Below are 24,974 nucleotides of genomic sequence, written 5' to 3' on the forward strand. Positions count from 1 at the left end.
TATACGGTAATGGCACCTTAATGGTTGGCCGATATTTAACACAGAAACTCGCCAATCGTTTTTAATCTAATCAAAAGTATAATGCAGGCTGCGCAAAAAAATTAGTGAATCGATAAACGGTCATATTATACCGATCAATCAATTACAACGGTTTAATCCATCGCTGCTGGAAGCATCGGCAGGCTTAATAACCAACGCACGTTCAAAAAAGGGTTTGGCATCTGTTTTTTTGCCGGCCATCAGCGTACTCCAGCCCAGCATGTGGTTACCATCATAATCAAAAGGATAAAGGGTTACAACTACCCGGAAACACCTTACAGCGGCATCATATTGTTTACGGTTATAATAAATTACACCGGCCCAGTAATTGGCTTGTGTGTTTTGCGGGTCTATTTTTAAAATAGCAAGGTATTGTTCAAGCACTTTATCCCAGCTTTGTAAAAACGAAAGGGGTTTTACATAGCCAAACTTAGGTTCAATAGCACCAGGTTTTATGCTAATGGCTTTTTGATAATAGGCTTGCGAAGCTGTATAGTTTTTGTTGAGGTAGTGCAGCCAGCCTAAGCGGATATTTATCTCATAGCTGTTATCAGTCAGATAAGGATAAATATCGTTGATAGCTGCCGTATAATTCTTATTCTGCTCATTTACATAGCTATTACGAAATGCTTTTTGCAGCACAGCATTGGTTTGGGCCTGTAGCTGTAACGCAAATAAAATTAAAAATACTGCTATAAACGTTTTTTTTAAAATTTCCATATCATACCTAACGTAACAGAATTTTGATTATAGTTTACAGAACGGTAAATATCCGCCTTCTTTTCATAAATATAGTTTAAATTCAACAGGGCGTGGGCGTTTAACTGGTAAAAAACGGTTTCCCCGTATTTAAATTTTGTTGGGTCGATAGAATTATATACATAAAGACCATCAGCATCCAAATAATCGTCTTGATTGCCAAAAGTTACCGATGTTTCAAGCCATGTTTTATTAAATGCTTTAAAGCCCAATGCCTGGTTGTATACAAAACTGTTGGTTCCGCTTAAGTTTAATACCGATGCCCTGCTTGTTGTGTATAAATTAAGATTGCCCAATGGGTAAAAATTTAGCCTGGTATTATATTGTTTTAAAGTGTTGTTTATTAATTGGCCAAAATTAACATCTGCCTGCAAGTCAACAAAACGGCCAGTGTATTTTATTCCTAATAAACCTAAATTACTATTGTTGACGCTACCCCGGTAAGTAGTGTAAATGTAGTGATACGATCCAATGATGTTTACGTGCGGGCTAATACCAAATTTTGCCCTAACAAAATATTCTGTTTGCCTGTCTGTTTTACCCGATAGATATTTGTCTGCGTCCTTGTCGTAAAATAACGATCGGAATATGTTTTGACTGAAAAACATGAACGACTGATCTAACTGCAAACGCCATGATAGGCGGTTACTTAATCCAACACGTTCAAAAAAACCATTATCGCGCTGGCTATTGTTGGGCAGTTTTAGGCCGCTTTCCAGTTCTGCATCTATCACCCCAAATGGAGAAAGTTTCAGAGAACGCCTGGTTGCCGTATCCAGTTTTCCGGCGTTATATGATGCTCCAAGGTCGTTATTTAAATAGGTATTGCAGTAATAATCGTACAGGCGTGCCGTAAAATTGGCCGAATTATTACTTAATACCAGGTCAAACTGTTCGATAGCCGCTTTGTAGTTTCCGGTTATCATGTAAGCATAGCCAAGCTTAAAACGCAGGCCCGGAAAATCAACGCTATCCGCAATGGCTTTGTTGCCGAATACGATCATTTGTTTCCAATCGCCGGCATTGTACAGTTGTTCGGCAGTGCTATCGGCCACGGCAAATTTGTTATCCTGCGCTTTAGCGGCCAGCGCAGCAAATAAAGTAAAAAGCAGTATCAGTTTTTTGTACCCCATTTTGCTGTAATGTTTTTGCCATTTGAATTGATGCTGAAAGAAACCAGGTTGCCATGATCTACATAAACGCTTACTTCAGCATCCTCGTTTTTTTTACCTGCTATTTCAGTATGAATTTTAGACGTGATGCTTACTCCATTTTTATTAACCAGATTGTAGTTATGGTAATTAATATTAATAAACCCGTAAAATGGTGCAATAACGTCTTGTATCCAAAGTAAAAGTTTATTGGCTGTTTCGTTAAGCGGTAATTTGTCGGTTATTGGCATCCCTTCGTTATTGCTAAAAACAACTTTGTATGCCGCCAGGTAAAAGTTATAAAGCAGCGATTTCTTACTACCGTAAAAACTGGTAAAATAAAACATAACGCCGTTGTTGATAAAATAGGCAACTGCCCCTGTTGTTTTGCTATAGATGTAAGATTGGCCTAATCCATCTTTAAAAACCTCCCAATCTTCGGTTGTTCCATTTTCGGATACCAGGCTTGCAATATATCCTGGTTGAAAATCAAATGCCTTTTTAATTTGGGTGTCAGTTTCAGGATTGCCAACAAGCTCGCCTTCTGTAGGTATCGTATGGCTTATAAAGCTGTTCTTGTGTTTAGCCCGGCTAATATAGTGGGATATGGGATAACTCAACGTTCTGGACCCGATGTAGGGCGTAGCCTGCACTTGAAAGTGCAGATGTGGTTCGGGGGACCGCCCCGAATTGCCGCACAAACCAAGCAAATCGCCGGTTTTTACAACATCACCGGGCTTAACTTTTACCGAATTTTTTTTGAGGTGCGATACTTTGGAATAAAAGTCTGCTGCGTGACGGATCACCACGGTGTTTCCCCAGTTTTCTTTAAGGTTTTCTTTGCCGATGGCGTTATCTTCTATATTGTTTACAACCTGTTCAACAACGCCGGGGCCGCAAGCCAAAACAGGTTTGTTAAAGCAATAAAAATGTTCGGGCAAGGTACCCGGATACTGAAATGTGTTATGTTCATCATCGCTGATCACAAAATCCAGTGCCTGGCCCCAGTCTCCTTTGTGTGTTATGTTACCATTGTATCCCTGCGACACCGTCCAATACCCCATAAACGGCAGGTTAAGTTTGTAATATTTAAGATCGTTCAGCCGTTCCTCCTGGTTTAAAAACTGGTAAAGGTTTCGTTCCGGCGAATAGTGCTGGAACACAACCAATTGTAATTTTTCACTGGTATGCCGCAGTTTTAAAAAATACAACAGGCTGATATTGACGATACAAAATGGAAGCGAAAATACCGGCAATGCATGTACCGACATAAAACCTGTTAAGCCGTTAATAATAAGAAAGCCCATTGGGATGCTCAAAATTGCCAGCAAATAGGAGCGGAGGGATGGGATTGTAAAAAAACTTCCGATGGCTACTGCAGCCATCATGAAATTGGCTCCTAAATGATAATAGCTAATTCCCTCTGGGTAAGTATGCGTAAGCCCGTTAATGCCAATTGCGCTTACAAAGCTGACGATAAGCAAACTAAAAGCAATGCGCGAATGAATAAGCATCCCTAAACTGATAAGCATCCCTGCGATGATATTATGCTGAAATAACACCGCACTTAATGAGCGGAAGAAAAGACTCACAAATTGCGGCAGTTCCGTAGCAAGGTAACCCTCAATGCCTGCCATATGGTTGCCCGGGCCGGCATAAATCTCTTCTAACAGGTAGCTGTCTTTTTGTTGCAGGCCCATAGCGAAAATACTATTAGATGCCAGCAGCACCAGCCAAAATATAAGTACAAAAGGCAATGATAGCATGGGCAACCCCAGCGTACCTAACCGTGTGGAGATAATGATGGTGGCCACAATTACAGCACAGCAGGCAACAAAAAGCCACAGCAGAAACACAGGGGTTACGCTATAAAACGCGCCGAAGGCAATGCCCAACAACAGGCAATTAAAACTGTAAATACCCAGTTGCAGGTTGTCGCCATTAAACTTTAACAACCGGCATACTATTAACGAAAAAACAACACAACCTAACCCGGCAAAGCCAGATACAGGATTAAAAAAAGAAACCAACAGCAAGATGGTCCCCAATATTCGGTTCTGTGAAAAAAACAGTACCGAATAGGAACTAACTACCGATTTTATAAATGCTGTGATTTGCTTCACTTGCTGGCTTTTAAATGTTGGGCCATAAGCTCGGGCCCTTCTGTGTATTCAAGTGTTTCGTTGCTGCGGATAAGGTGAGTGCGCTGCTGTTTATCTATTAAAACCACAGCCGGTCTAAGTGTTATAAACTGCATCCACTGCGTCATGTTGTAAGCGCCAACTTTGTGTACTACCACGTTATCGCCCGGGTTAAGCAGGGGCAGGTTAATGCTTTCCCTTATTACGTCAATATTCATGCATAGCGGTCCGTAAACCACCATATTTTCTGTATGCGGCGCAAAGTCCTGGGCCGGGCTTATCTGGTGTTCATACCAAAATGAGGTGAATAAAATATTAACACCAAAATTCATAATGGCAGCCCTTTTACCATTACTTAAGCGTTTATTGGCTATTACCGTACCCAGCAGGTAACCGGCGTCATCTATTAATAACCTGCCGCTTTCCAGGATAAGTAAAGGTAAATCGTCATTTGCAAAGCCCAAATTGAGCATTACCGATGTAATAGCCTCGGCAAAATCATCAACAGAAGGCACCGTGTCATTCCCGGGCAAATAGGCGCCTTTTAAAGTATTGGTTGATGGAAAACCACCGCCCATATCAATATATTCTATTTTATGACTCAATTGCGTTTGGCAGCGCATAGCCAAATCACATAGTTTAGTTGCCGCAATACCGTAGGCTGCTGTTGTAAGCATATATGTGCCGATATGGCAATGTAACCCGGCCAGCTGTAGCTTGCCCGAATAAATTACCTTTGATAATGCTGTCCATGCTTCGCCGTTTTCATAATTAAAACCAAAACGGTCCCAAAGCGGGTATACGCCGGTATCCATATTTACGCGAATGGCAACTCGTGGTTTGTTGGCCAGGTTGTTGCTTAATGCAAGCAGCTGGTTAAGCTCTTCAAAATGATCTATATGGATAAGCGAGTCGTTTTCAATGGCCAGCTTTAATTCGTCATTTGATTTGCCTGGCCCGTTAAAAATAATTTTGCTGCCCGGCACGCCGTTGCCCAATGCTTTTTGATATTCAAAACCGGATACAACTTCGGCCCAGCTACCTTCCTGGTGAAATACCTGGCAAACAGCATTCAGGTAATTGGTTTTATAACTCCATGCAAATTGCACCTTTGGGTAACGGGTACTGAAAGCCCGGTACGCCGAACGGTAGTTTTTACGGATCTGTTTTTCTGATAATACAAAAACCGGCGAGCCGTATTGGTCGACCAAGCTTTTAACAGAAACACCCTCGATGCTTTTAACAGGCTGTATGCCGGTGCGTGTGCCAAACTTGTTCATCACGCCGGCGTGCAGTTTTTTAATATATGGCTTTTCGTATTTCAGCTTTTCCATTGTAATCAAATTATAATTCGCCAAATACCGATATGTGCTGAAAATCGCTGATATCGGCAATGTGGTCCCATGAATACCGCACAAACAGTTTACCTGCCTGGTAATCGGTGTATGGTAAAACATCATCGCCCAAAGCCATTTTTACCATAGCTTCGGGCTGGTTTTGGCCGGCAGCGGCTGTTAAATAAATCCATGCCGGAAACCGTGGGTTAATCTCTAATATATATAAATGCCCCTCGGCATTGCTCATGATCTCCATTTCGTAACTACCTTTCCAATTGGTTGCTTTAGCAAAATTGCCGGCCAGTTCAATAAGCTTATCTTCCTTGATGGTAACTCCGGCCCAAGCTTTGCCTTTATCGGTAATATATAGTTTCCGCATGGCCACTACGCTGGTATTGTTGCCTTTACCATCGCCCAGCGCAGCTATATTTATTTCGGTACCGGTTATGTATTGCTGTGCTATTACCGGTACTCCCCATGTGGCATTAAGCTGATGAAACGCTTTAAGGGCCTGGTCCATGGTATATACCACATAGGCATCATAAAATTTCCCTTTTATTACCATCGGGAAGTTAAACTCATCAGCTGCTTTTTTCAGTTCATCTGCATGGTATATTTTATGATCGGCAGGGACATAAAATCCATTTTTTGTTCCAAAATCCTTCAAATTTACTTTATCACGCAGTGCCAACTGTTGTTGCGAAGGCAGCAAAGTAGCTATACCCATTTGCTGTAACTGCGGTGCTATCTTGATAAAATTAAACAGCTCCGAATCAAAATTCGGAATAACCACATCCAGGTTTTCCTGCTGATGGATATAGGCCAATCTTTCCAATAAGGCACTGGTACCTTCTGTTGGGTAAGGTATTTGATAGGTTTTGTTTACATGTTCCCGCAAATAAATCCCAGGCTCCAATGATTCATAGGATAAGCCGATAACTCTTAATCCTGCCCCAAAAGCCTCCCTTAATGAGCGGATAACCGCCATACCCGGCCCTGGGTTGTCRTTGGCGTTAAGGCCGGTAACTGCAATACATAAGTTACTGTACTTGTTTGGCATTATCCTTCAGTTTCAAGCAGATTTGCTTCCTTTAGCTGTACCATCCAATCTTCCCAGTCAAGATCCAGTTGGCGCTCACTTACGTTATACCTGTTCAGTATATCTTGCTTTATCTCACTTTCTGTTTTGCCACTTTTCATAGCCAATAACAGCAGTGCAGCAATGGCATTTCCCGAAAAAGAATCGCCGGTTGCCGGGTTAAAAATAAACCCGTTTTCGCTGGTAGCTATGTTACTTTTAATTTTCATTTATAATTGCAGGTACGGTAAATAATAAAGGCTAAACTTAACAGGTTTACGCGGGTTTTACAAAATTGATGTTTTCGGTTGATTGGGTTGATTAGGTTGGATTAAGTTGATTAGGTTAAATTCAGTTGATCCAAGTCCATCATCTTACTCCAACTCGATTAACTTGCTCCAACTTAATCAACTCAATCCAACTTAATCAACTTACTCTAACTCAATCCAACCCAATTACGATGCCATCAAATATTCCATCCGTGATGCCAGCAATTCCATATCCAATGGTTTTACAAATAAAGCATCGCATTTGTATGATTCCAGCTCGGCTTTTTTGCTTTTGAAAGCTGTAACCACAATTATGGGTACCTGCCTCAATTGCTCATCGTCCTTAAAATCCTGACAAACTAACGCGCAATCCATATCTAACAGTAAATAATCTAAAATGATCAGATCTGGATGTATCACTTTTGCTTTATCATAAATGGCATTAGGATCATAAGTAAGGTGTACATCAAAATTGCCATAATACATAATATCATCAATTACAGATAACATTCTGCTGTTTTTATCTAAAATCAGGATCTTCTTTTTGCTGCCTGTAGTTTTCATCTTTTAGGGGATTAAATAAGTTTATAGTATAAAAATCGCCTTAATGCCGCTGTTTAAAAACAATGTGTCGGTTAATACCCCCAATGTGCCGATGAACGGGTTAAAAGACAATTATTTAGACCAGTCTTTGATGAAATCGGCGTAATTGGTGCCTATCGGAAGTTCGATATTGCGCAATTTTACCTTGCGGTTGTATATCGACCTGATTTGAGCCTTTGCCACCACAAAACTTCGGTGGATGCGGATGAACTGGGTGGCCGGTATTTTTTCGATCATGCTTTTTAGCGACATCAACGTGAGAATAGGCTTTTCGGCACTGAGCAGGTGGATTTTAATATAATCCTGCATACTCTCAATGTATTCGATATCCCTGACTCCGATTTTTATCACCCGGTATTCCGAATGCACATAAATGTGTTCATCCTCGGCGGTGTGGTCGGTATGCTTAAATTGATAATAATCAATGGCTTTATGCACGGCTGCGCCAAAGCGGTTGCTGTTGATGGGTTTCAGCAGGTAATCCAACGCCTCCAGTTCAAAACCTTCAAACGCGAATTTTTTATAAGCCGTGGTAAATATAATCATCGGCTTTTCGTCCAATGAGCGCACCAGGTCAACCCCGGTTATGTCGGGCATATTGATGTCTACAAACAGCACATCTACCGGGTTTCTTTTTAGGTACTCGGCACCCGAAATGGCGTCTTCAAAAGTATTTACCATCTTCAGCGATGGATAATCTGATACATATTTTTTGATGATCTCCAGCGCCAACGGCTCATCATCAATGGCTACACATTTTAACTGCATAATGATATTTGTTTAAGCTAAAAGCTGAATGCGTAAAGCAGAAAGCTTTAAGTGTCTTGTCAATGTAAAATGAGTGTTAGTCTTAAGCTCTAAGTCCTGAAAAGACAGATTTCGACTTATGGCTTCCGACTATGTACTTATGACTTAAGCGTCGATTTCCAGCTCAACCCTAAACATTGCTGCTTCCTGGCTAATATTTAGCCTGTGCCTGCCCGGGTAAATATGCTGTAACCGTTGCCTTGTATTTGTAATACCGATGCCTTTGCGGCTGCTTGCAGGGCGGTTATCAAATATGGTATTCTCGCAGGTGAATAATATTTTGTCGTCGGTTACTTTCAAATTTATGCTGATTACCGAAGGTTCGTGCTTACTTACGCCGTACTTAAACACGTTTTCAATAAAGGTCATCAGTACCAACGGGGGCACTTTCTTTTGTGCCATATCGCCGTAAAAGTTAAAATCCAACTTGGTTTTTTTTCCTAAGCGCAGCTTTTGCAAATCAATATAATCGTTGATGCAATCTATTTCGCTTTGCAGCAACACAAAATCCTCTGTCACTTCATCTGTTACGTAACGCATAATATTGGATAATTTCATGATGCTTTCTGAAGTATGTTCACTATCCGTTACCGATAAAGCATAGATATTATTCAGCGTATTGAACAAAAAATGGGGATTGATTTGTGCCTTGAGGAAGGATAGCTCGGCATGGGTTTTCTCTGCTTCCGCCCTGATCACCATTTGCTCGGTAAGCTGCCACTTTTGCACCGTACTCATAGCTATGCCCAAACCTATTACTATAATGAAAATGAACAAGCCTACCATATCAATATTACCCGATTGATGAATAAAAATGATTTGGTTGGACGGTTTTTTCAGGCTGGGGTCCTGCATCCTTAAATCCTCATGAGGCAGCGGCCCAAAAGGAAGATTTTTTGGGTCGGCGTTACCGCTATCGGCCCCGGGCATCAATTGCGGACCTATAGGGGCCGTGGTGCTTTGTTTCTCTTTGAGTAAATTATGTAAAAGCAGGTTATCAAACGGCTGCAAAAAGTATACGCAGCCCGATAGTAGTAATACGATAAGCCCGTAAACGACATATTTTTTATGGAATACAAACCTTGGTACCAGGTACCAGGCATTAAAGTAAAACATGAAAATATAGGTAAGACAAAACAGCCAGTAATAGGGCGATAAAATAACGTTGTAGGTGCTGCTGCTGCTTTGCTGCGTACGGTTCATGAATAACAACGGAAAGCCAAAGAATATCAGCCAGCCGGCTGCATGAATGAATATATTAGTGGCTTTTTTAGAAACGATCATCTGGTTAAAAAATTTATTAAATATAGCAGCCGTTGCAATGCCAATTATTGATCATGTTAAAATAGTTAAACTCAGTTGATCATTTGTTTTTCATTTGGGTAGTTCTGCGGGGTTTAAATAAGCGCCCCGGAATTAACCACGGGGCGCTTGCAACCTTATGAAAAAAAACAGAACACAGTAGCCGGGAAATGTCCCGATATCCCGGTTACTGGCTCAAAGGTGATAAATGACTGGGCAAGGGGCAACCGTTTATCGGTGAACCGTGGTTTTGTATAGATGAATGGTTAAAAAGGAGCTGACGAAATAGACAAAGCCTATATAAATACAAGCGGGAGAGAAGCCGGTAAAGAAATGTATTACTCTTTAAGCGCGCAATCCCAATGCTCGGCTATTTTGCCGTTTTCTATACGCAGCATATCAAACCAGGTGGTGGTATATTTTTTGCCTTTTGCTTTCGGATCTGGGTGTTCATCTTTAAAACTAAGCACTACCAGGTTGCCTTCGGCAACTATCGAAATCAGCGGAGCTTTTACAGTGGCCTGGATAGTTAAAGGTTTGGCAAATTTGGAAAAGAAATTAATAAACCCTTGCCGCCCGGTAGGTACATTGGGGTTATGCTGAATGTAGGTTGGCAGCAGGTATTTTGCGGCGAGGTTAAGATGGCCGCCTTCAAGCACCTCGCGCCAAAAATCATAAACCAGTTTTTTGTTTTTGGCAAGTTGGGGGTCTTTGCTGTATAACATAGTCTTTTGGTCTTGCCCAAACGAATGAAAAGCCACTAAAAGTGTGAATACGAGGAATAAGCCTGATTTTTTCATGATTTTATAATTGATGGTTAAAGGTATTGATTTTTCAAACTTCTGCCAGCCAAAAACAACGGTGTTTGTTTGATGAACTAAATAACAATTTGAGTACTTAAACGCCTTTGCCTTAGGTGTTTTTACGCTTTTTGATCGGAATTTAATCTCTATCAAAAATTATTACATAAATTGCTGGAAATCTTATCTTAATGAAAAAAATAATGCCCTTCATTATTGCTGTGCATATTGCAGCTCACCTGTATGCACAGGCACCGGCAACACCAAAAAAGCCGGTAATTGATACCTATTTTGGCATGCAGGTTACCGACAATTACCGCTGGCTTGAAGATACCAAAGATACTACCGTTCAAAGTTGGTTTAAGGCGCAAGCCGACTACACCAACAGCATCATAGATAAAATTCCCGGCCGGGACAGTTTGGTAAAAACGCTGAAGTATTATGACTCGTTGGAGCCGTTTAAAATAAGTGGCTTGAAGAAAAAGGGTGGTCGTTATTTTTACAAAAAGACCATAACCGGGCAAAATGTTGGCAAATTGTATTACCGCCCTGGCGAAACGGGAACGGAAATTTTATTGTACGACCCCAAGCCGGTAAAAGGGAAACAATATTCTATCAACTATTTTTTGCCGAGCGATGACGGTAAAAAAATAGCTTTTGGGGTATCTGTAAGCGGATCAGAAACATCAACCATCCATGTGATGAATGTAGATACTAAAACGCTGTATCCTGAAACTATCTACCCATCGTGGTTTGGAGTAAGCGGATGGTCGCCGGATGGTAAGGGCTTTATTTACACATTGCAAAATAACGGCGACAATACCGCGGAAAGTTCAATGACCGATACCCGCGTTATGTACCACGTGGTTGGCACAAAAGCATCAGCAGATAAACTGATTTTTAGTCGGATAAAATATCCTAACCTGTCCATTAAAACGGAAGATATTTGCCGAATAACCTACACAGCCGGCCATAATTACATCGTAGCTTCGCTGGATGGAGTTAACCAGGATTTAAACTCCTTTTATGCACCGGCAACCGAATTATTGAAACCAGTTATCAGTTGGCGAAGGTTGTTTAAAACAGAGGATCATGTAACCGATTATTTTTTCAACGGTGCCGATATATACATGCTTACTTATGAGGGAGCCACAAAATTTAAAATCACCAAAACCAATATCAATAACCTGGATGTTGCCGATGCCGAAACTATAATTCCCGAACTTGCGGCTACTATAGATAATATAAGCAGGAGTAAGGACTATATGTATTTTACCACTAACGATGGTATTAATTCAACAGCCTACCAATACAATTTCGCAAAACGGAACTCTGCCCAAATTACATTACCGTTTACCGGGCAGGCTTTTGTAAATCCCCTGGAAGTGACCAGCAATGATGTGTTGTTGGGCCTAACTTCATGGAAGCAGCCGTTTACCATTTACAATTATAATCCGCTTACCGGGAAACAAAAACTGGCCCCATGGGCACCTAAACTGAAATATCCTGGCGTAAACGATATCATAGTAGAAGAAAAGGAAATTAAAGGTTTGGACGGAACTATGGTACCGCTTACCATTATGTACAACAAAAATGTAAAACTGGATGGTAACGCAATTTGCTATATGACAGGGTATGGCGCCTATGGCGTTTCATCTACCCCGTATTTTAGTATTTATGAACTGGCGTTGATGAACAAAGGGGTGATAGTTGCCGAAACCCACGTGCGCGGTGGGGGCGAAAAAGGGCAGTTATGGTACAAGGCCGGCTTCAAGAAAACCAAACCTAACACCTGGCAGGATTTTAACGCATCGGGCCAATTCCTGGTAGATAACCATTATACAAGCGCTAAGCACCTGATAGGCGAAGGAACCAGCGCGGGTGGTATTTTAATAGGCCGCGCCATTACCGAACGCCCTGACCTGTATGCTGCAGCCATTAGTAATGTAAGTTGTAGTAACGCCCTGCGGATGGAAAATTCGCCAAATGGCCTGAATAACACCAAAGAGTTTGGTACCGTAAAGGATTCGGTTGAATCGCGGGCCTTATACCAGATGGATGCTTTGCAGCATGTTAAAGACGGTACAGCTTATCCCGCCGTAATTTGTGTAGGAGGGATGAATGACCCACGTGTTATTGTCTGGCAGCCGGGAAAGTTTGCGGCGGCTTTGCAAAATGCCACATCATCGGGCAAACCGGTATTGATGTCGGTAAATTACAACAACGGGCACTTTACGGAGAACAAAGAAATTGCTTACCGTAACTTTGCCACACAGTACGCCTTTGCTTTATGGCAGGCCGGGCACCCGGATTTTAAGCCGGTACAATAACATATCAATTAAACCTCACCGGTAAATCAAAGCCCGGCTTATATATGATTCATGAAAAACACATATGTTGTTTTACTCCTGCTGATTATTGCATTTTGCAAACCGGTGGCAGCCCAGGTACACACTTTTGATGTAGGGATGCGCTTTCAAAAAAGTGTTGGCCTTTATTACGAAAACGGAATAACCGGCCAGTATAACCTCACCCGCCGTTGGGTGCTTGGGGCAGCCTATGTTACCAGCAGGCTGGGTACCGCGTGGGGAACAAATGCTATTAATCAAGATAACGTGTTTGTATCCGGCACTTATAAATTCAGGCCCGCACATTCGCTTCAACCCTTTTTACGGGCGAACCTGGGTTATTTTACTGCCGACTATGGTTCGCCAATATTTGATAGTTTACCCCATACATCGGCCATCGTATCCGGCGATGCAGGCTTATCCTACGCTTTTAAATTTCCGGCAAAATTAAACCTGTCATTTGGTTACAATTCCATAACAGGTAGCGGAACATCGGGCGCGGGAACTTTGTACCCGTTTTTTTACCAATTGAGTGTCACTTATAATATTGCAAAACTGTAGCCATGAAAAAAGTTATAATTACCATTTTAACTGCAGGGCTATTACTTTCGGCTTGTGGCAAAAATCCCAAAATTGATGATACCATGCTGGACGGCGGCAAATTTCCAGATCCATCGTTAAGTCACCCCGAAAAATACCTGGTTTCGGTAGCAAAGCCAACGCCCACACCGGCCGACGCGACTAAACCAGTCATCATTGCGGTGCATGGTTACGGTGCTACTACCTTTGAGTGGGACGAGTTTCGCGCCTGGGCGGGTAACCGTACCGACTTTTCTATCTCGCAGGTACTGTTAGGCGGACATGGTGTTGACTATGATAATTTTAAATCCTCAACCTGGAAAACCTGGAGGCAACCCATCGTGAATGAGTACAGTAAACTGGAGCAGGAGGGATACACCAACATCAGTTTAGCAGGTTCATCAACGGGGAGCACCCTGATATTGGAGCTGATCGCCGAAGGCTATTTTAACAATCATGTAAAACCTAAACATATTTTCCTCGTCGATCCGATTATAATCCCATCCAATAAAACGCTTTCGCTTGTGGCTGTGCTGGGCCCCGTTATCGGGTATACTACTGTTGACAATACCTCGGGCGAGGCTATGTATTATTTCCACTACCGGCCCCACGAAACGTTGGATCAGCTGAATGATGTTATAAATACCGTACGTAAGCAACTACAGGATGGCATTACACTGCCCGCTGGTTGCACTCTAAAAGTATTTAAAGCAGATAAAGATGATACGTCCGACCCGGTAAGCGCCGTGTTGATATACAAAGGGACAAAAACCAGCACGGGCGCCAATACTGACGCCCAGTTGGTACATTCAAACCTGCATGTTTTTACACGCCTTGACGCACGCAAGGATACCCCAACGGCACAGGATGTGAAAAACCAAACAGACGCTTTTGCTGATATTGCCAATACCATTACCCATTAAAGTTATTACAATGAAATAAACTGTGTAATTCTTATATTCGGCATAACTTCCTACGTTATGATCAATAAAAAAATACAGCCGTTACTCGCGTTAGTTATCGCGATTGCCCTTCCCGTCATGGCTCTTGCTCAAAACATAAAAGTAGTTACCAACCAGGTGGGCTACGAGGATACACAGGCAAAAAAGGCTATTATAGTTGCGGATAAAAAATACGCTGTCAGTTCATTTGAGTTGCTTGATGAGGCTGATAACACCGTTTTTGCCGGCAGGCCAGTATATAACGGCCAGGTGAAAGGCTGGAAAGGCCGGGAGTTTTATACGATTGATTTTAGCAGTTTTAACACCGCTGGCAATTACAGGATACAGGTTGATTTGCCTGGCAAAAAAATCATTTCATATCCTTTCAAAATTGGTAAAAATGTGTTAGAGCAGGCTACCCTGAGCGATGTGGTTTATTACTTTAAAGGCCAGCGTAGCGCGGGCGAAATTGATAAGGCTGACCATAACCTGCTGTTGGCCGGCAAAACTACCGATACTGTTGACGCCCACGGTGGCTGGTATGATGCTACCGGCGATTATGGAAAACACTTATCGCACCTGTCATTTTCATTGTATTTTAATCCGCAGCAGATTTCCTTAGTGGTTTATAGCCTGTTTAAAACAAATGAATTGCTCAATGAAAAAAAGGTAACTGATTTCAGGCAGATCAACCGCCGGGTTTTGGACGAGGCAGTGTATGGTGCCGATTACCTGGTACGTATGCAGGCTAAAAATGGCTCCTTTTACCGGTCGGTATCCGCTCCTGGCCCCGGTAAGTTGGCAAAGGATAGGGTGATCCGGGCCGAAGATGCATCTTACCGTATCAAACAAACAAAAGATCAAACGTTAAAAAACGATGCCCAAAATAACGATTGGCACCGCTACCAGGCCAGTTACCGGTCGGGCGGGGGCTTTGCTATTGCAGCACTGGCTATGGCATCTGCCTCAAAAGCGAGCGGCGATTTTACCAATGCTCAATATTTGCAGGCGGCCGAAAATGCTTTTAAATTCCTGGAGGCCAACAATAAGCTCATGACTTTTGATGGGAAGGAAAATATCCTCGATGATTACTGTGCTTTAAGTGCAGCCACCGAGCTGTATAAAGCCACTAAACAGCCGGAATATTTGCTTGCTGCTGCTAAACGCGCCACTAACCTGTTAGGTCGTTTATCCACCTGGAAGGAATATAAAAACTACTGGCGTGCCGATAGTACCGACAGGCCGTTCTTCCACCCATCAGATGCAGGCTTGCCCGTAACCAGCCTGGTTTATTATTATCCTTATGCCGATGCTATGATGCAGGCATCCATAAAAAAAGTAATCAAAAGTTCGTTTGAGTTTGAGTTTAAGGTGACACATGAAGTGAATAATCCTTTTGGCTACAGTCGCCAGCTGGTACAGGATACGTTGGGCAACAGGCGCACATCGTTCTTCTTCCCGCAAGGCAGCGATGCATCGCCGTGGTGGCAGGGTGAGAATGCCCGTTTATCATCAATGGCGACGGCTGCGAGGCTTGCCGCCGGTTTGTTTATCGATGATAAGCCATTTCATGATCAATTGGAAACTTTTGCTGTTGATCAATTGAACTGGGTATTAGGCCTTAACCCGTTTGATGCCAGCATGCTGCWGGGTACAGGTCACAATAACCCCGCATATGGTTTTTTTGGTACGTTTGAGTATACAAATGCTCCGGGTGGCATTGTAAATGGCATAACATCGGGCCTGTATGATGAAAATGATATCGACTTTAACCTGTCATACGCCCAGATTCATAAGGATTACGACTGGCGCTGGGCCGAGCAGTGGCTGCCGCACACTGCGTGGTACTTGCTTGCGGTTGCCTTGCACGAGTAATAAATCAACAAAATATAGCCTTCGGGTTTGGCTACTAATGATAATAATATCCATGAAAAAAATGCTATCCCTAATTACACTCATTGTTTTTGCCTCGGTTAGTTTAAAAGCCCAGCCCAAGCATTTTAAGGTGCTGGCCTTATATGAAAATGGTGGGCATCACATCGCCTTTTCAACCCGGGCAATTGTGTGGTTGAATAAATTGGCTGCCGAAAAGGGGTTTACTRTCGATTATATCCAAAAGCCAGATAAAATTGACGATGAACTATTAAGCCATTACCAATTGTTTTTGCAATTGGATTATGTACCCTACGGTTGGCCCGATAAGGCCGTATCCGCTTTTCAAAAATATATTGCCGAAGGCAGGGGAGGATGGGTTGGATTTCACCATGCCACCTTGCTTGGCGAGTTTGACGGATTTCATGAATGGCAATGGTTTTCGGATTTTATGGGTGGCATTAGTTGGAAAAATTATATAGGAACATTTACCAAAGGCACTGTGAATGTAGAGGATAGGCAGCACCCCGTAATGAAGGGCCTACCGGCATCCTTCCGGATTGAACAGGAGGAGTGGTATACCTATGATAAAAGCCCCCGGCCCAATGTACACGTACTGGCAAGTGTTGATGAATCGACCTACGATCCACAAGGTGATGTAAAAATGGGCGATCACCCCGTGGTGTGGACTAATGAGCACGTTAAGGCCCGGAACATTTATATTTTTATGGGTCACTCACCAAACCTGCTGGATAACCCGGCCTGGGTAAAGTTGGTTACAAATGCTATGATGTGGGCTGCGGGTGTTAAGTAGTAAGTCTTAAGTCCTGAGTCTGAAGTCCTGAGTCTGAAGTCAATAGTCTTAAGTACAAGGCGAATTTTAAAATTGTCACTTTCAATTCAAGACTTCCGACTTGGGACTTAGAACTTCTGGCTCAGGACTTCAAATTTTCAGGCGGATACGTTTCTTTTCCATTAAACCAACCAGGGCAATCAGTATAAAAGCGGTTGCCATGGAACGCGCAAGCCCGATGGCTCCATTATTAAAAACATCGGGATACTTTAGGTGAAAAAGTTTCAAAATATAAACCTGGAAATAGGGCATCAGGTAACAGGTAAGTGTACTGGTGCCGGCGGGCCATATCAGCTTAAACCAATTCTTTTTACCCTTAACATCTACCAGGAAAACCATCAGCTCGAAAAACAATAGGGTTATGCCACTACAGATAAAGATCCAGGCGGGGGTAGAGCGTATTTTTGAAATTCCATCGGCGTACGGGCGGATTAATAAACCTAATACAATTAATAGCAGTCCTGTTGCCCCCAATATTACCCACAACAATTGTGTTTTATTTTTTGATACAAGCAGCGCATAAATCTCGGAGATTATAACACCACCCATTACCAGGTATACTGCCGACGCATCGCCCAGCACCGGAATTTTAAATTTGAAAACACCGGCATGCCTGGCAATATTTATAGCTACAAAACACAGCAGTACAATTATCATGATATTCATTTTTCCTTTGGCTAAAAGATATACCAACGCCGATACCAGGTAAGCCCAGCCTATAATGCCTAAAATACCCCACCAATAAGGGCGCATGCCCTGAATAACACCGTCTTCGTCTCCTTTATAAATAATAGCCATTACAATGAGTAATAAAATACCGGCGCCTATAAGGGTGTACCGCTTTGCTTTGGCCATAGTTTCAGGATAATCCAGCCAAATGAGGAAGAAACCGATGGTTATTAATATAGCCCATAACGCCTGCGGTATGATGCCCGCCGTTAGCGCATAATTTTCCAGGTTTACATGGAAAAAGCCCATAATAATTAATGCGGCGCTACGGGTAAGTATATAGGTTAATATTGATGAAAAAGAATCGCCCTTATTCATCCTGTTTTTAATGGCGAAGGGAAGTGAAAGCCCGACAATGAACAAAAACGCCGGGAATATGGTATCGGCAAAACCCATCGCATCGGCCTTACCATCGGCATGGTCTATCCACTCGGGAATGTGCTTTACGCCGCTGGCGTCATTAACAAATATCATCAGTAACATAGTGACGGCGCGGAGGACATCAATAGATAAAAGGCGTTTAGAGAGCTGGTTCATTGTGATTTAATTACCGGCCATTAAAATACTTGTTTTCATGGAATTATCATAAAATATTAAAAACATTTTAGTTCTTTTTAAAATTTTTGTAAAACTTTTGATTTTGGATTTTACGCCTGTCTATTTTATGGTTTTGGTTAAATGTTATATCATAACATAAGGTTTATGATGCACACACTAACGGGTGCACATGTATAATTAATTGCGGACAAACTTATGTTGGTAGGATTGATAGTCAAACAACTGATGGAAAGGGCCAGCGGTTTATAGGTAGGGTGCCCAAACCAAAGTAAACTTTAACCTTTTTATGGATCAACTTTCTTTTTTACGGTAAAGTTGAGTTGGTTGGTAAATACATCATTTTCGCCTGCTCCTTGTACAATAATGCGAAACCTACCAGTGATATCGCCGGTGTAAAAGGAGAGGTTTACATCTTCGTTAGGTTTTAACTTTACACCATAATTCCAATAAATGGTAGATACGTATTGCGGCTCCGGAGCGGTTACCATGGTTGAATCAATAGGGTAAAATTCTTTTGGCAGGTTTATCCCGGCAATAGAAATTTTGTATTTAGGTTCGGCAGCCTTTTTTGATAGGATACACCCTTTGTAAACAATGTTTCCATACCGTTCAGATGAATATGTTGTGCCAACTATCGGAATTGTGGTTCCGGTATAGCCTTTTTTATGTGCCGAACAATTTAAAAAATTATAAAGGCATACATAATCATCACAGGTACCTTCATCGGCATGCCATTTAATGCCATAAATATTGTCAGTCGTTTTGTCTTTAATCACCACTTCCCTTAAGGCTATGGCTTTTTCAAAACCGGGTATAGTTTGCGAATTGGTGTTTGTTTCCCGGGCCAGTTTCGCTTGGTCAATTGAAATGTTGTCTGCAAGGTTTTGATTGCGTTTTTTATATGGATTCGTATAGGCAATTTCAAATAGCTCGGGGTATTTATCTGCCACCATCAGCGTTACTTTTTTACCGGGTTCCGTTAATAAATTATTTTCCGGTATCTCAAAAGTTCCGGTACCGCCCGTGTTGATAGATCTAATATTGCTGCCGCCAATTAAAGTTAGCGTCGTCGACTTTTTAAGCGGTTTTTCTGTTTTGGTTATTACACCACTAAAGGTAGCCGACGGGTAACCATTGATTGTATCCCTGGCAGCAGTATTGACCATATCCGCCCAGGTGTACCTGCGCCAGCCTTTTACCAACAGGATATCCTTAATGTACTCTGGATTATCGTAATTTTTGCCAAGTGGATCGGCAGGAAGTTCCTGGAGATCGTGTTTAAGGTAAGTATAGGTTGTTATATCCGTTTGTTTATCGTTTTCAACCCTGTTTTCCTGTACACAGGCGATAGATACCATACCGCCTCCTTCCAGGCTGTTTAAATGAAGTTTAAGGTTAACCTTTTCACGCGTGCTATATTCGCTTTTGTCAGTTTGCAGGCTGATGCTTTCTTGTTGCCGGTAATGGGCAAAAAAAAGCCTTTCGGCCAGTGGGCGGCCAATGCTGTCTAAAAGTGTTATTGTAGCCAGGCCTTTCGGCGCTTCGGTAAGCACAAATTTTACCTGGTAACCTACCGGTTCTGTTTTCAGTTCCTTGTAAGCAATAATGTTTTTGAAATTGTGCAGCACCAGGCTTACTTTTTGCTTGTTGGTACTTTTTAGCTGTAAGGTTAATGTATCCCCGGCCAAAACGTTAACAACGTGCATGACCGGGCCGGCCGGCAGGGTCTGCGGTAAATTATAAACGGTATCTTTAATGCCGGCAAAACTGCCCGACTTTACTATCTTAAATGAGTAACTGCTGTTTTTTTGGGGTGAAAGCTTAAACTTACCTATGCCGTAATAATTAGTTTCAATAGTATCAATGGCGCGGTTGTTTTGATATAGCACCCCGGTCATTTTTAAATATTCACCGGTTGATGAGCGGGCCTCCCAACCAATAATATTATCAATATTCGCTATCATATTACCACCTTCGGGAAAAAAGCGAATGCGGGGCAATCCCCTAAAAACCGGCAGGTGTAAGTTTAAAAACTGGAGATCGGTACCCTTCCTCACAGTGATTCTTAATAAATTACCAGCCTCCGCAGGGATGTTAATGGCATATTCGCCAAAAGGATTAGTTTTCGCTTTGTTTGTTTTTTTACCAAATGAATATTCAATATCTGCCGATGGTTTGATATTGATGTTTTTGCTATCCACCCTTACAATAGCTGTTAAGTTGCCATGGCTATCCCTAATGGTATCTACCAGCTTTACAGATGCACTAAAGCCCGATGAACGGGTTGTTTTTACTGTAAGCGGCTGGCTAAAAACATCAGCGGGTTTCCCGGCTTTATCTAATACATTGCTGTACACCAATAAATGGTAATTGCCTGGGGCAATGGTATCGGGTAGAGTAAGGTGCCCGAACGACAAGCCATCGTTTATCAAAAATAGCTCTTCCATCGCTATTTTACGGTCAACATCGTTAATCAACGCGACAGAAAGTGTGGTGTGCTTTTCCGGAGACGGACAGTTTAACAAGTAGACTGTAAACCAAATATCCTCATTGTTGGTATAAACGGTTTTATCAAAATGTACGTAGAGGATGCCCGATGGATGAACGTTTTTATATAATGCCATTTTCTGCAGGATAGAATCTGCCGAAATAATGGCTGTCGGATTTTTTTGGAAGGCATTATCAACTTGTCCCATTTTGTCCAACGCAGCACTGCTTTGCCCTAAACTGTAAAGGGACGAAAACAAAAGGTATAGTAAAACAAGTCTTTTGCTCATTTTTAATTTACTACATACGTATACACCTGCCTGCCTATATTGCCGTCGTTATCAATACCTTCAATAATTACACGGTATTTTCCGGTTCCGTCGGCGTTAAAAAAGCTAAAATTTGTTTTACCGTCTTTGCCGGTAATTACCTCGGGGTTCCAATAAATGGTACTGCGTAAATCGGGTTGATTAGTTGCAGGGCCATCATATTTCGGGCTATAAAACTCGCGTGCTTTGTAAAAACCAGCAACAGTTATGGGGAGAATCCCTTTTGATGGAATGTCTTTAGCCTGCAATCCCCTACCTTGCCGGGTTGTTATTACTAAAACACCACGGGCACCTTGTATTCCATAAATAGCAGCCGAAGGGCCGTAAAATAACTCCATGGTTTCAATGTCGCGTATGTTCAGGTCAGTTGGGTCCATTCCCGGTGCGCCGTCAACAAGTACGTACCCTGCTGTGTGTCCATGAAATTTTTGTAATATCACATTCCTGATATCCAGGTTTGATCGTTCCAATTCTTCGCGACGTACTACGATATCTGCGCTGCCTGGCCCTCCTAAAGCCGATGAGCGATAATTATCAGATCTTTTTATAGTTTTAATTTTTACTTCTTTAAGGTTGATAATTTTTTTGCTGTTAAATTTCGAAGCACTTTCCTGTTGCTTTTTACTATTATCAATATAAGCTGTCATCAGCCAGTCAACTTCGTTTTTGTTGCCTGCGTTATTTGTTGTTACAATGGGCCCTGGCTGTTCTTTTTTTAGGGTAAGTACCGTGTTGGTCCCGTTTTTTGAAGTTACCGCCTGTAAAATGAAACGTGTACTATCATTAAACATTAAATTATTAAAGCTAAAACTGCCATCAGTTGCGGTAAGCTGGTTAATTATTTGTCCGCCGCCGCGTGGTAAAAGCGATACAAGCCCCTTGTTTACCGGGTTTCCCCATATACTTTTTGCTACGCCGCTTATATTAAGCCCGGTCTCGGGCTGATAAGCTACTTCTGGATAGGTATTTGTCAATATCGGTTTCCATTCAAAACGGCGATACCCGTGTGTTAGCATTACCAGGTCAAGGTTGGCCGTGGTTTCGGCTGTAATGTTGTTAAAATAATAGTTAGGCTTTTCTACGTATCCCTTAAGATCGCTGGTTAATAACAGGCTTGCGAATATCGAATTTTGATCATTTTCGTCAATGCTTGCTTTTTCTGCATCGGTCACAGCAACAGAAAAATGTCCTTCAGCCGCATCGCCGGCCCTGTTTTGTACGTTTAGGCTGATGTTTACTTTCCCTCGTTTAGTATAGTCTGGTTTATCTGTATTTACATTTAAGTTTAACCGGTTATAGTTTTGTACAAAAATCAACCGCTCGGCCAAAGGTTCGTTCGCCGGCGAAAACAGGGTAACCTTAGCTATCCCGGTGAATAGTTTCCGTTTCAAAATGTCAACTTCTATAACAGCCTTATCTAATTTACAGGCTATTGGAGTAATTATCCCGCCCGACCAAATAAGCAGCGTGTAATCCTGGTTTTTGTGTTCCTCAAAATAAGCCTTGCTTGCTTCTATCCGGGCGGTAGCTTTAGGTATCGAATCATTGTTTATTGATAATACAAGGCCCTTGTTTTCGGCAACGGGCAAATTTAATGTGCTTGTTGCCCCGTTGGCATGAGTTAATTTTGCTTTGTAAATTTTGCCTTGTTGCGGTGTCAGGTAAAAATACCCCATCCCTAAATGTACCGATGAAAACTCTGCAATCTTTTGATCGTCATTATCGAGCACCTCGCCGGTAATATTCCCACCCAATCCAGACGGCAATATTGCCTTAAAGGCTATTTTACTTTTTACACCGTTAATTAAGCGGCCCCCTTCAGGAAAAAACTGAACATCGGCTTGTGTACCAATGTTCTTTAATTTTTTAGAAGTACTGTTTTCAAATACCTTGGTTTCATTGGTTGATCCAATTGGTATCATCTGTTCAAAATAATTGTCGTCACCATCGTTACGCATCCAGTTCGTGTAAGCTCTTATCCTGTAGTTTCCTTTTGGTAATGAATCGGGCAGCACGATATCGCCCCAGGCTACGCCATCAGCAATTTTTAATTTGATTGATCGGTCAATCTTATCGGCTGTATTGATAAGGTCGACGTGTAATATGCCACTTGTCCTGGTTGGTTCATGATTGTCGCCCTGGGTTATGTAAGCCTTAAAATAAACGGTGTCGCCGGTTGCATAATATGGCTTGTCAAAATGCAGGTATGCTTTTTCATTGACATGTATTTCGGCGTAGTTTTTTAATTTGGCCATAGCTTCTTCGGCTAATATAGCTGCTGGTGCAGCTGGTGCATGTTGTAGCGGCTCATAATCAACAGGCAATAGCTCGGCAACACGGTAATGGGTCCATGCGCCGCTGTATGATAAACTGTTTGGGTCAACCAGGCCACCGTTATTATCAACCAATGCGTAGGGTGTATTAAAAGTAATCAACGAGGTTTCAGTATTGTAAAATTCGTTCAGGTGATTTAATGCTCCGCTTTTACTAAAACGACGGTCTTTATTGTAGGTTACATGTAAACCATCCGTTTCGCAGTTAAGCGCGTACATTTTGGTTACATCAGTTGGCTTTAAAATATCCGATTGATTAAGGAAAAAGTTCCTGAGGTTTAGATAGGTTTTATCAAGTTTTGATTTTTTAACCCAGTAGGAAAGCGAATCGGTATAGCGTTTGTTACCTGCTGCTCTCAGCTTTGTAAACTGATTGATTTTAGCCGTTATCAAATCATCACCAGGGCGTTCCGGATTTGGTTCATTAGCATATTGAAATACCCTGAAGCCTTCCTCCTCAACCTGGTTGGTTATAACCGAACGTAAAAAATGCATCGGCGAGTTTTCATAAACCTGCTCCCTGTTTTTCTTCCATCGTTTTTCTTCTGCAGGTGTACCTGTCAAATTTTCGAAAAGTACAGAGCCCTCAAAGTGTGTTTTAAGGCTGCCGTAATAGTTGCGGTTGTTAAAAAAATCTGCAAGCAAGTATTTTAGGCGATAGCCCAGGCCTCGGTTTTCAATAACCAGGAAATCAACAGACGATGCAGTTAACGTATTGGTAGCTTCATCAAAATCAACATCCAGTATGTCCGGATTAATGAGTTTACACTCCCTGGCCAATGCAGATGTGCCTATAAACTCATTTATAAATAACTGGATGTTACGCTGCCGGTTGGCATTGTTTTGCGGCTTTATTTTTACCTCCATCAAGCTGATGGTTTTAGGAATAATGTGGATATCAGGCAGTGTGATCCCAATATTGTTAACTATAACAACCTGGTGATAGCTTTCAAAACCGATGATGGAAACTACAAGGTTGTACTTGCCGGTTTTAACTTTATTTAAGGTAAAACTCCCGTCGTTTGAAGTTTTTGTACCAATGGTGGCATTGCTTAAAAAAATACTGGCGCTACCTACGGGTTCGCCGTTGGCCTGGTTAATAACCTTGCCCGATATATTTACCTGCGCCAGGCATGTAAAGGGTAATACCATCAGTAAAAGAACAATGCTTTTTTTCATTGCGATTGATTTAGGTAGCATAGCTTAATAATAATAGATAACAAAATAAGCCAGCCGAAGTATTTACCGCCAAGTTATTGGTACCGACATTATTATAGAGCCTACGCTATTAGGTTTATCTGGATTGAGATAAAGTTATGAAAATTAATCATTTTAAAATATGCCAATATCGTTACATGTGCCGATCGGGAAAATAGCAGGGCACGAAAATATTGTCGATTAATTCCCGGGGCTAAAACATAGTAATAGCGGCCTTCGCATTTAAAGTTGTAATATGATTTTAAGTGTATTTATAACACTATGAATTATTAATGAGTAATTTTTTAATGTAAATAATTGTATTTAAAATTTAATTAGTAAAAAAAACAACTATTTTACTACTAAAAATTTGTTTTCGTATAAAATATCATAAAATTATTGATTTGAAATTATATTTTTTTGATATATATGTAAAATTTGTTAAAAATTAACCAGTTAATT

The 24,974-nt window shown here is 41.7% G+C and carries 18 protein-coding genes; 5 read left to right on the forward strand and 13 right to left on the reverse strand.

From position 1 onward, the window contains the following. Positions 1-138: 138 nt before the first annotated feature. The 10 genes from AC1DV1_RS16005 to AC1DV1_RS16050 all read right to left on the reverse strand — a co-directional run bounded on the left by AC1DV1_RS16005 (position 139) and on the right by AC1DV1_RS16050 (position 10,286). The gene (locus AC1DV1_RS16005) at positions 139-759 is read right to left on the reverse strand and encodes a tetratricopeptide repeat protein (RefSeq protein WP_477360928.1); all 621 of its coding nucleotides are present in this window, start codon (positions 757-759) and stop codon (positions 139-141) included. Next, positions 747-1,931: a tetratricopeptide repeat protein gene (locus AC1DV1_RS16010; protein ID WP_477360930.1), complete on the reverse strand. Its 1,185-nt coding sequence runs from the start codon at positions 1,929-1,931 to the stop codon at positions 747-749. Before AC1DV1_RS16010 ends, AC1DV1_RS16005 begins: the two co-directional genes overlap by 13 nt. Continuing rightward, complete coding sequence (locus AC1DV1_RS16015; protein ID WP_477360932.1) at positions 1,913-4,072, reverse strand: urea transporter; 2,160 nt, start codon at positions 4,070-4,072, stop codon at positions 1,913-1,915. Before AC1DV1_RS16015 ends, AC1DV1_RS16010 begins: the two co-directional genes overlap by 19 nt. Continuing rightward, the gene (locus AC1DV1_RS16020) at positions 4,069-5,424 is read right to left on the reverse strand and encodes a hypothetical protein (RefSeq protein WP_477360934.1); all 1,356 of its coding nucleotides are present in this window, start codon (positions 5,422-5,424) and stop codon (positions 4,069-4,071) included. The genes AC1DV1_RS16015 and AC1DV1_RS16020 overlap by 4 nt, the downstream gene beginning before the upstream one ends. A gap of 10 nt (positions 5,425-5,434) precedes the next feature. Beyond that, positions 5,435-6,487: an ATP-grasp domain-containing protein gene (locus AC1DV1_RS16025; protein ID WP_477360936.1), complete on the reverse strand. Its 1,053-nt coding sequence runs from the start codon at positions 6,485-6,487 to the stop codon at positions 5,435-5,437. Next, the gene (locus tag AC1DV1_RS16030; protein WP_147059906.1) at positions 6,487-6,735 is read right to left on the reverse strand and encodes a PqqD family peptide modification chaperone; all 249 of its coding nucleotides are present in this window, start codon (positions 6,733-6,735) and stop codon (positions 6,487-6,489) included. The genes AC1DV1_RS16025 and AC1DV1_RS16030 overlap by 1 nt, the downstream gene beginning before the upstream one ends. A gap of 225 nt (positions 6,736-6,960) precedes the next feature. Further along, entirely contained in the window at positions 6,961-7,338 is a 378-nt protein-coding gene (locus AC1DV1_RS16035) for a response regulator (RefSeq protein ID WP_147059908.1), read from the reverse strand. Positions 7,339-7,449: 111 nt separating this feature from the next. After that, positions 7,450-8,145, reverse strand: coding sequence for a LytR/AlgR family response regulator transcription factor (locus AC1DV1_RS16040; RefSeq protein WP_477360938.1), 696 nt, complete (start codon positions 8,143-8,145; stop codon positions 7,450-7,452). A gap of 144 nt (positions 8,146-8,289) precedes the next feature. Continuing rightward, on the reverse strand, positions 8,290-9,468 hold the full coding sequence (locus AC1DV1_RS16045) for a sensor histidine kinase (RefSeq protein ID WP_477360941.1): 1,179 nt from the start codon (positions 9,466-9,468) through the stop codon (positions 8,290-8,292). 356 nt (positions 9,469-9,824) lie between these two features. Then, a complete protein-coding gene (locus AC1DV1_RS16050) occupies positions 9,825-10,286 on the reverse strand; it encodes a nuclear transport factor 2 family protein (protein ID WP_477360943.1) in 462 nt (153 codons plus the stop codon). A 191-nt stretch (positions 10,287-10,477) separates the two neighbouring features. On the opposite strand from AC1DV1_RS16050, the gene AC1DV1_RS16055 reads away from it, so the two are divergent. From AC1DV1_RS16055 to AC1DV1_RS16075, 5 genes are read left to right on the forward strand one after another with little or no spacing between them, the layout of a single operon-like run. Beyond that, a complete protein-coding gene (locus AC1DV1_RS16055) occupies positions 10,478-12,616 on the forward strand; it encodes a prolyl oligopeptidase family serine peptidase (protein ID WP_477360945.1) in 2,139 nt (712 codons plus the stop codon). Positions 12,617-12,667: 51 nt separating this feature from the next. Beyond that, positions 12,668-13,195, forward strand: a complete 528-nt coding sequence (locus tag AC1DV1_RS16060; RefSeq protein WP_477360947.1) for a hypothetical protein — start codon at positions 12,668-12,670, stop codon at positions 13,193-13,195. A 2-nt stretch (positions 13,196-13,197) separates the two neighbouring features. Beyond that, positions 13,198-14,136: an alpha/beta hydrolase gene (locus AC1DV1_RS16065; protein ID WP_477360949.1), complete on the forward strand. Its 939-nt coding sequence runs from the start codon at positions 13,198-13,200 to the stop codon at positions 14,134-14,136. Positions 14,137-14,193: 57 nt separating this feature from the next. Beyond that, positions 14,194-16,029 carry a glycoside hydrolase family 9 protein gene (locus AC1DV1_RS16070; protein ID WP_477360950.1) on the forward strand — a complete coding sequence of 612 codons (1,836 nt, stop codon included), beginning with the start codon at positions 14,194-14,196 and terminating at the stop codon, positions 16,027-16,029. Between the two features lie 52 nt (positions 16,030-16,081). Continuing rightward, positions 16,082-16,840, forward strand: coding sequence for a ThuA domain-containing protein (locus tag AC1DV1_RS16075; RefSeq protein WP_477360952.1), 759 nt, complete (start codon positions 16,082-16,084; stop codon positions 16,838-16,840). 129 nt (positions 16,841-16,969) lie between these two features. On the opposite strand, the gene AC1DV1_RS16080 is transcribed toward AC1DV1_RS16075, so the two are convergent. From AC1DV1_RS16080 to AC1DV1_RS16090, 3 genes are all read right to left on the reverse strand, one after another. Next, complete coding sequence (locus AC1DV1_RS16080; protein WP_477360954.1) at positions 16,970-18,145, reverse strand: DUF5009 domain-containing protein; 1,176 nt, start codon at positions 18,143-18,145, stop codon at positions 16,970-16,972. A 305-nt stretch (positions 18,146-18,450) separates the two neighbouring features. Then, complete coding sequence (locus AC1DV1_RS16085) at positions 18,451-20,943, reverse strand: hypothetical protein (RefSeq protein WP_477360956.1); 2,493 nt, start codon at positions 20,941-20,943, stop codon at positions 18,451-18,453. 2 nt (positions 20,944-20,945) lie between these two features. Then, positions 20,946-24,494: a carboxypeptidase-like regulatory domain-containing protein gene (locus tag AC1DV1_RS16090; protein ID WP_477360958.1), complete on the reverse strand. Its 3,549-nt coding sequence runs from the start codon at positions 24,492-24,494 to the stop codon at positions 20,946-20,948. Positions 24,495-24,974 lie beyond the last annotated feature (480 nt).

Source organism: Mucilaginibacter sp. P4_D1 (genome assembly GCF_056401935.1).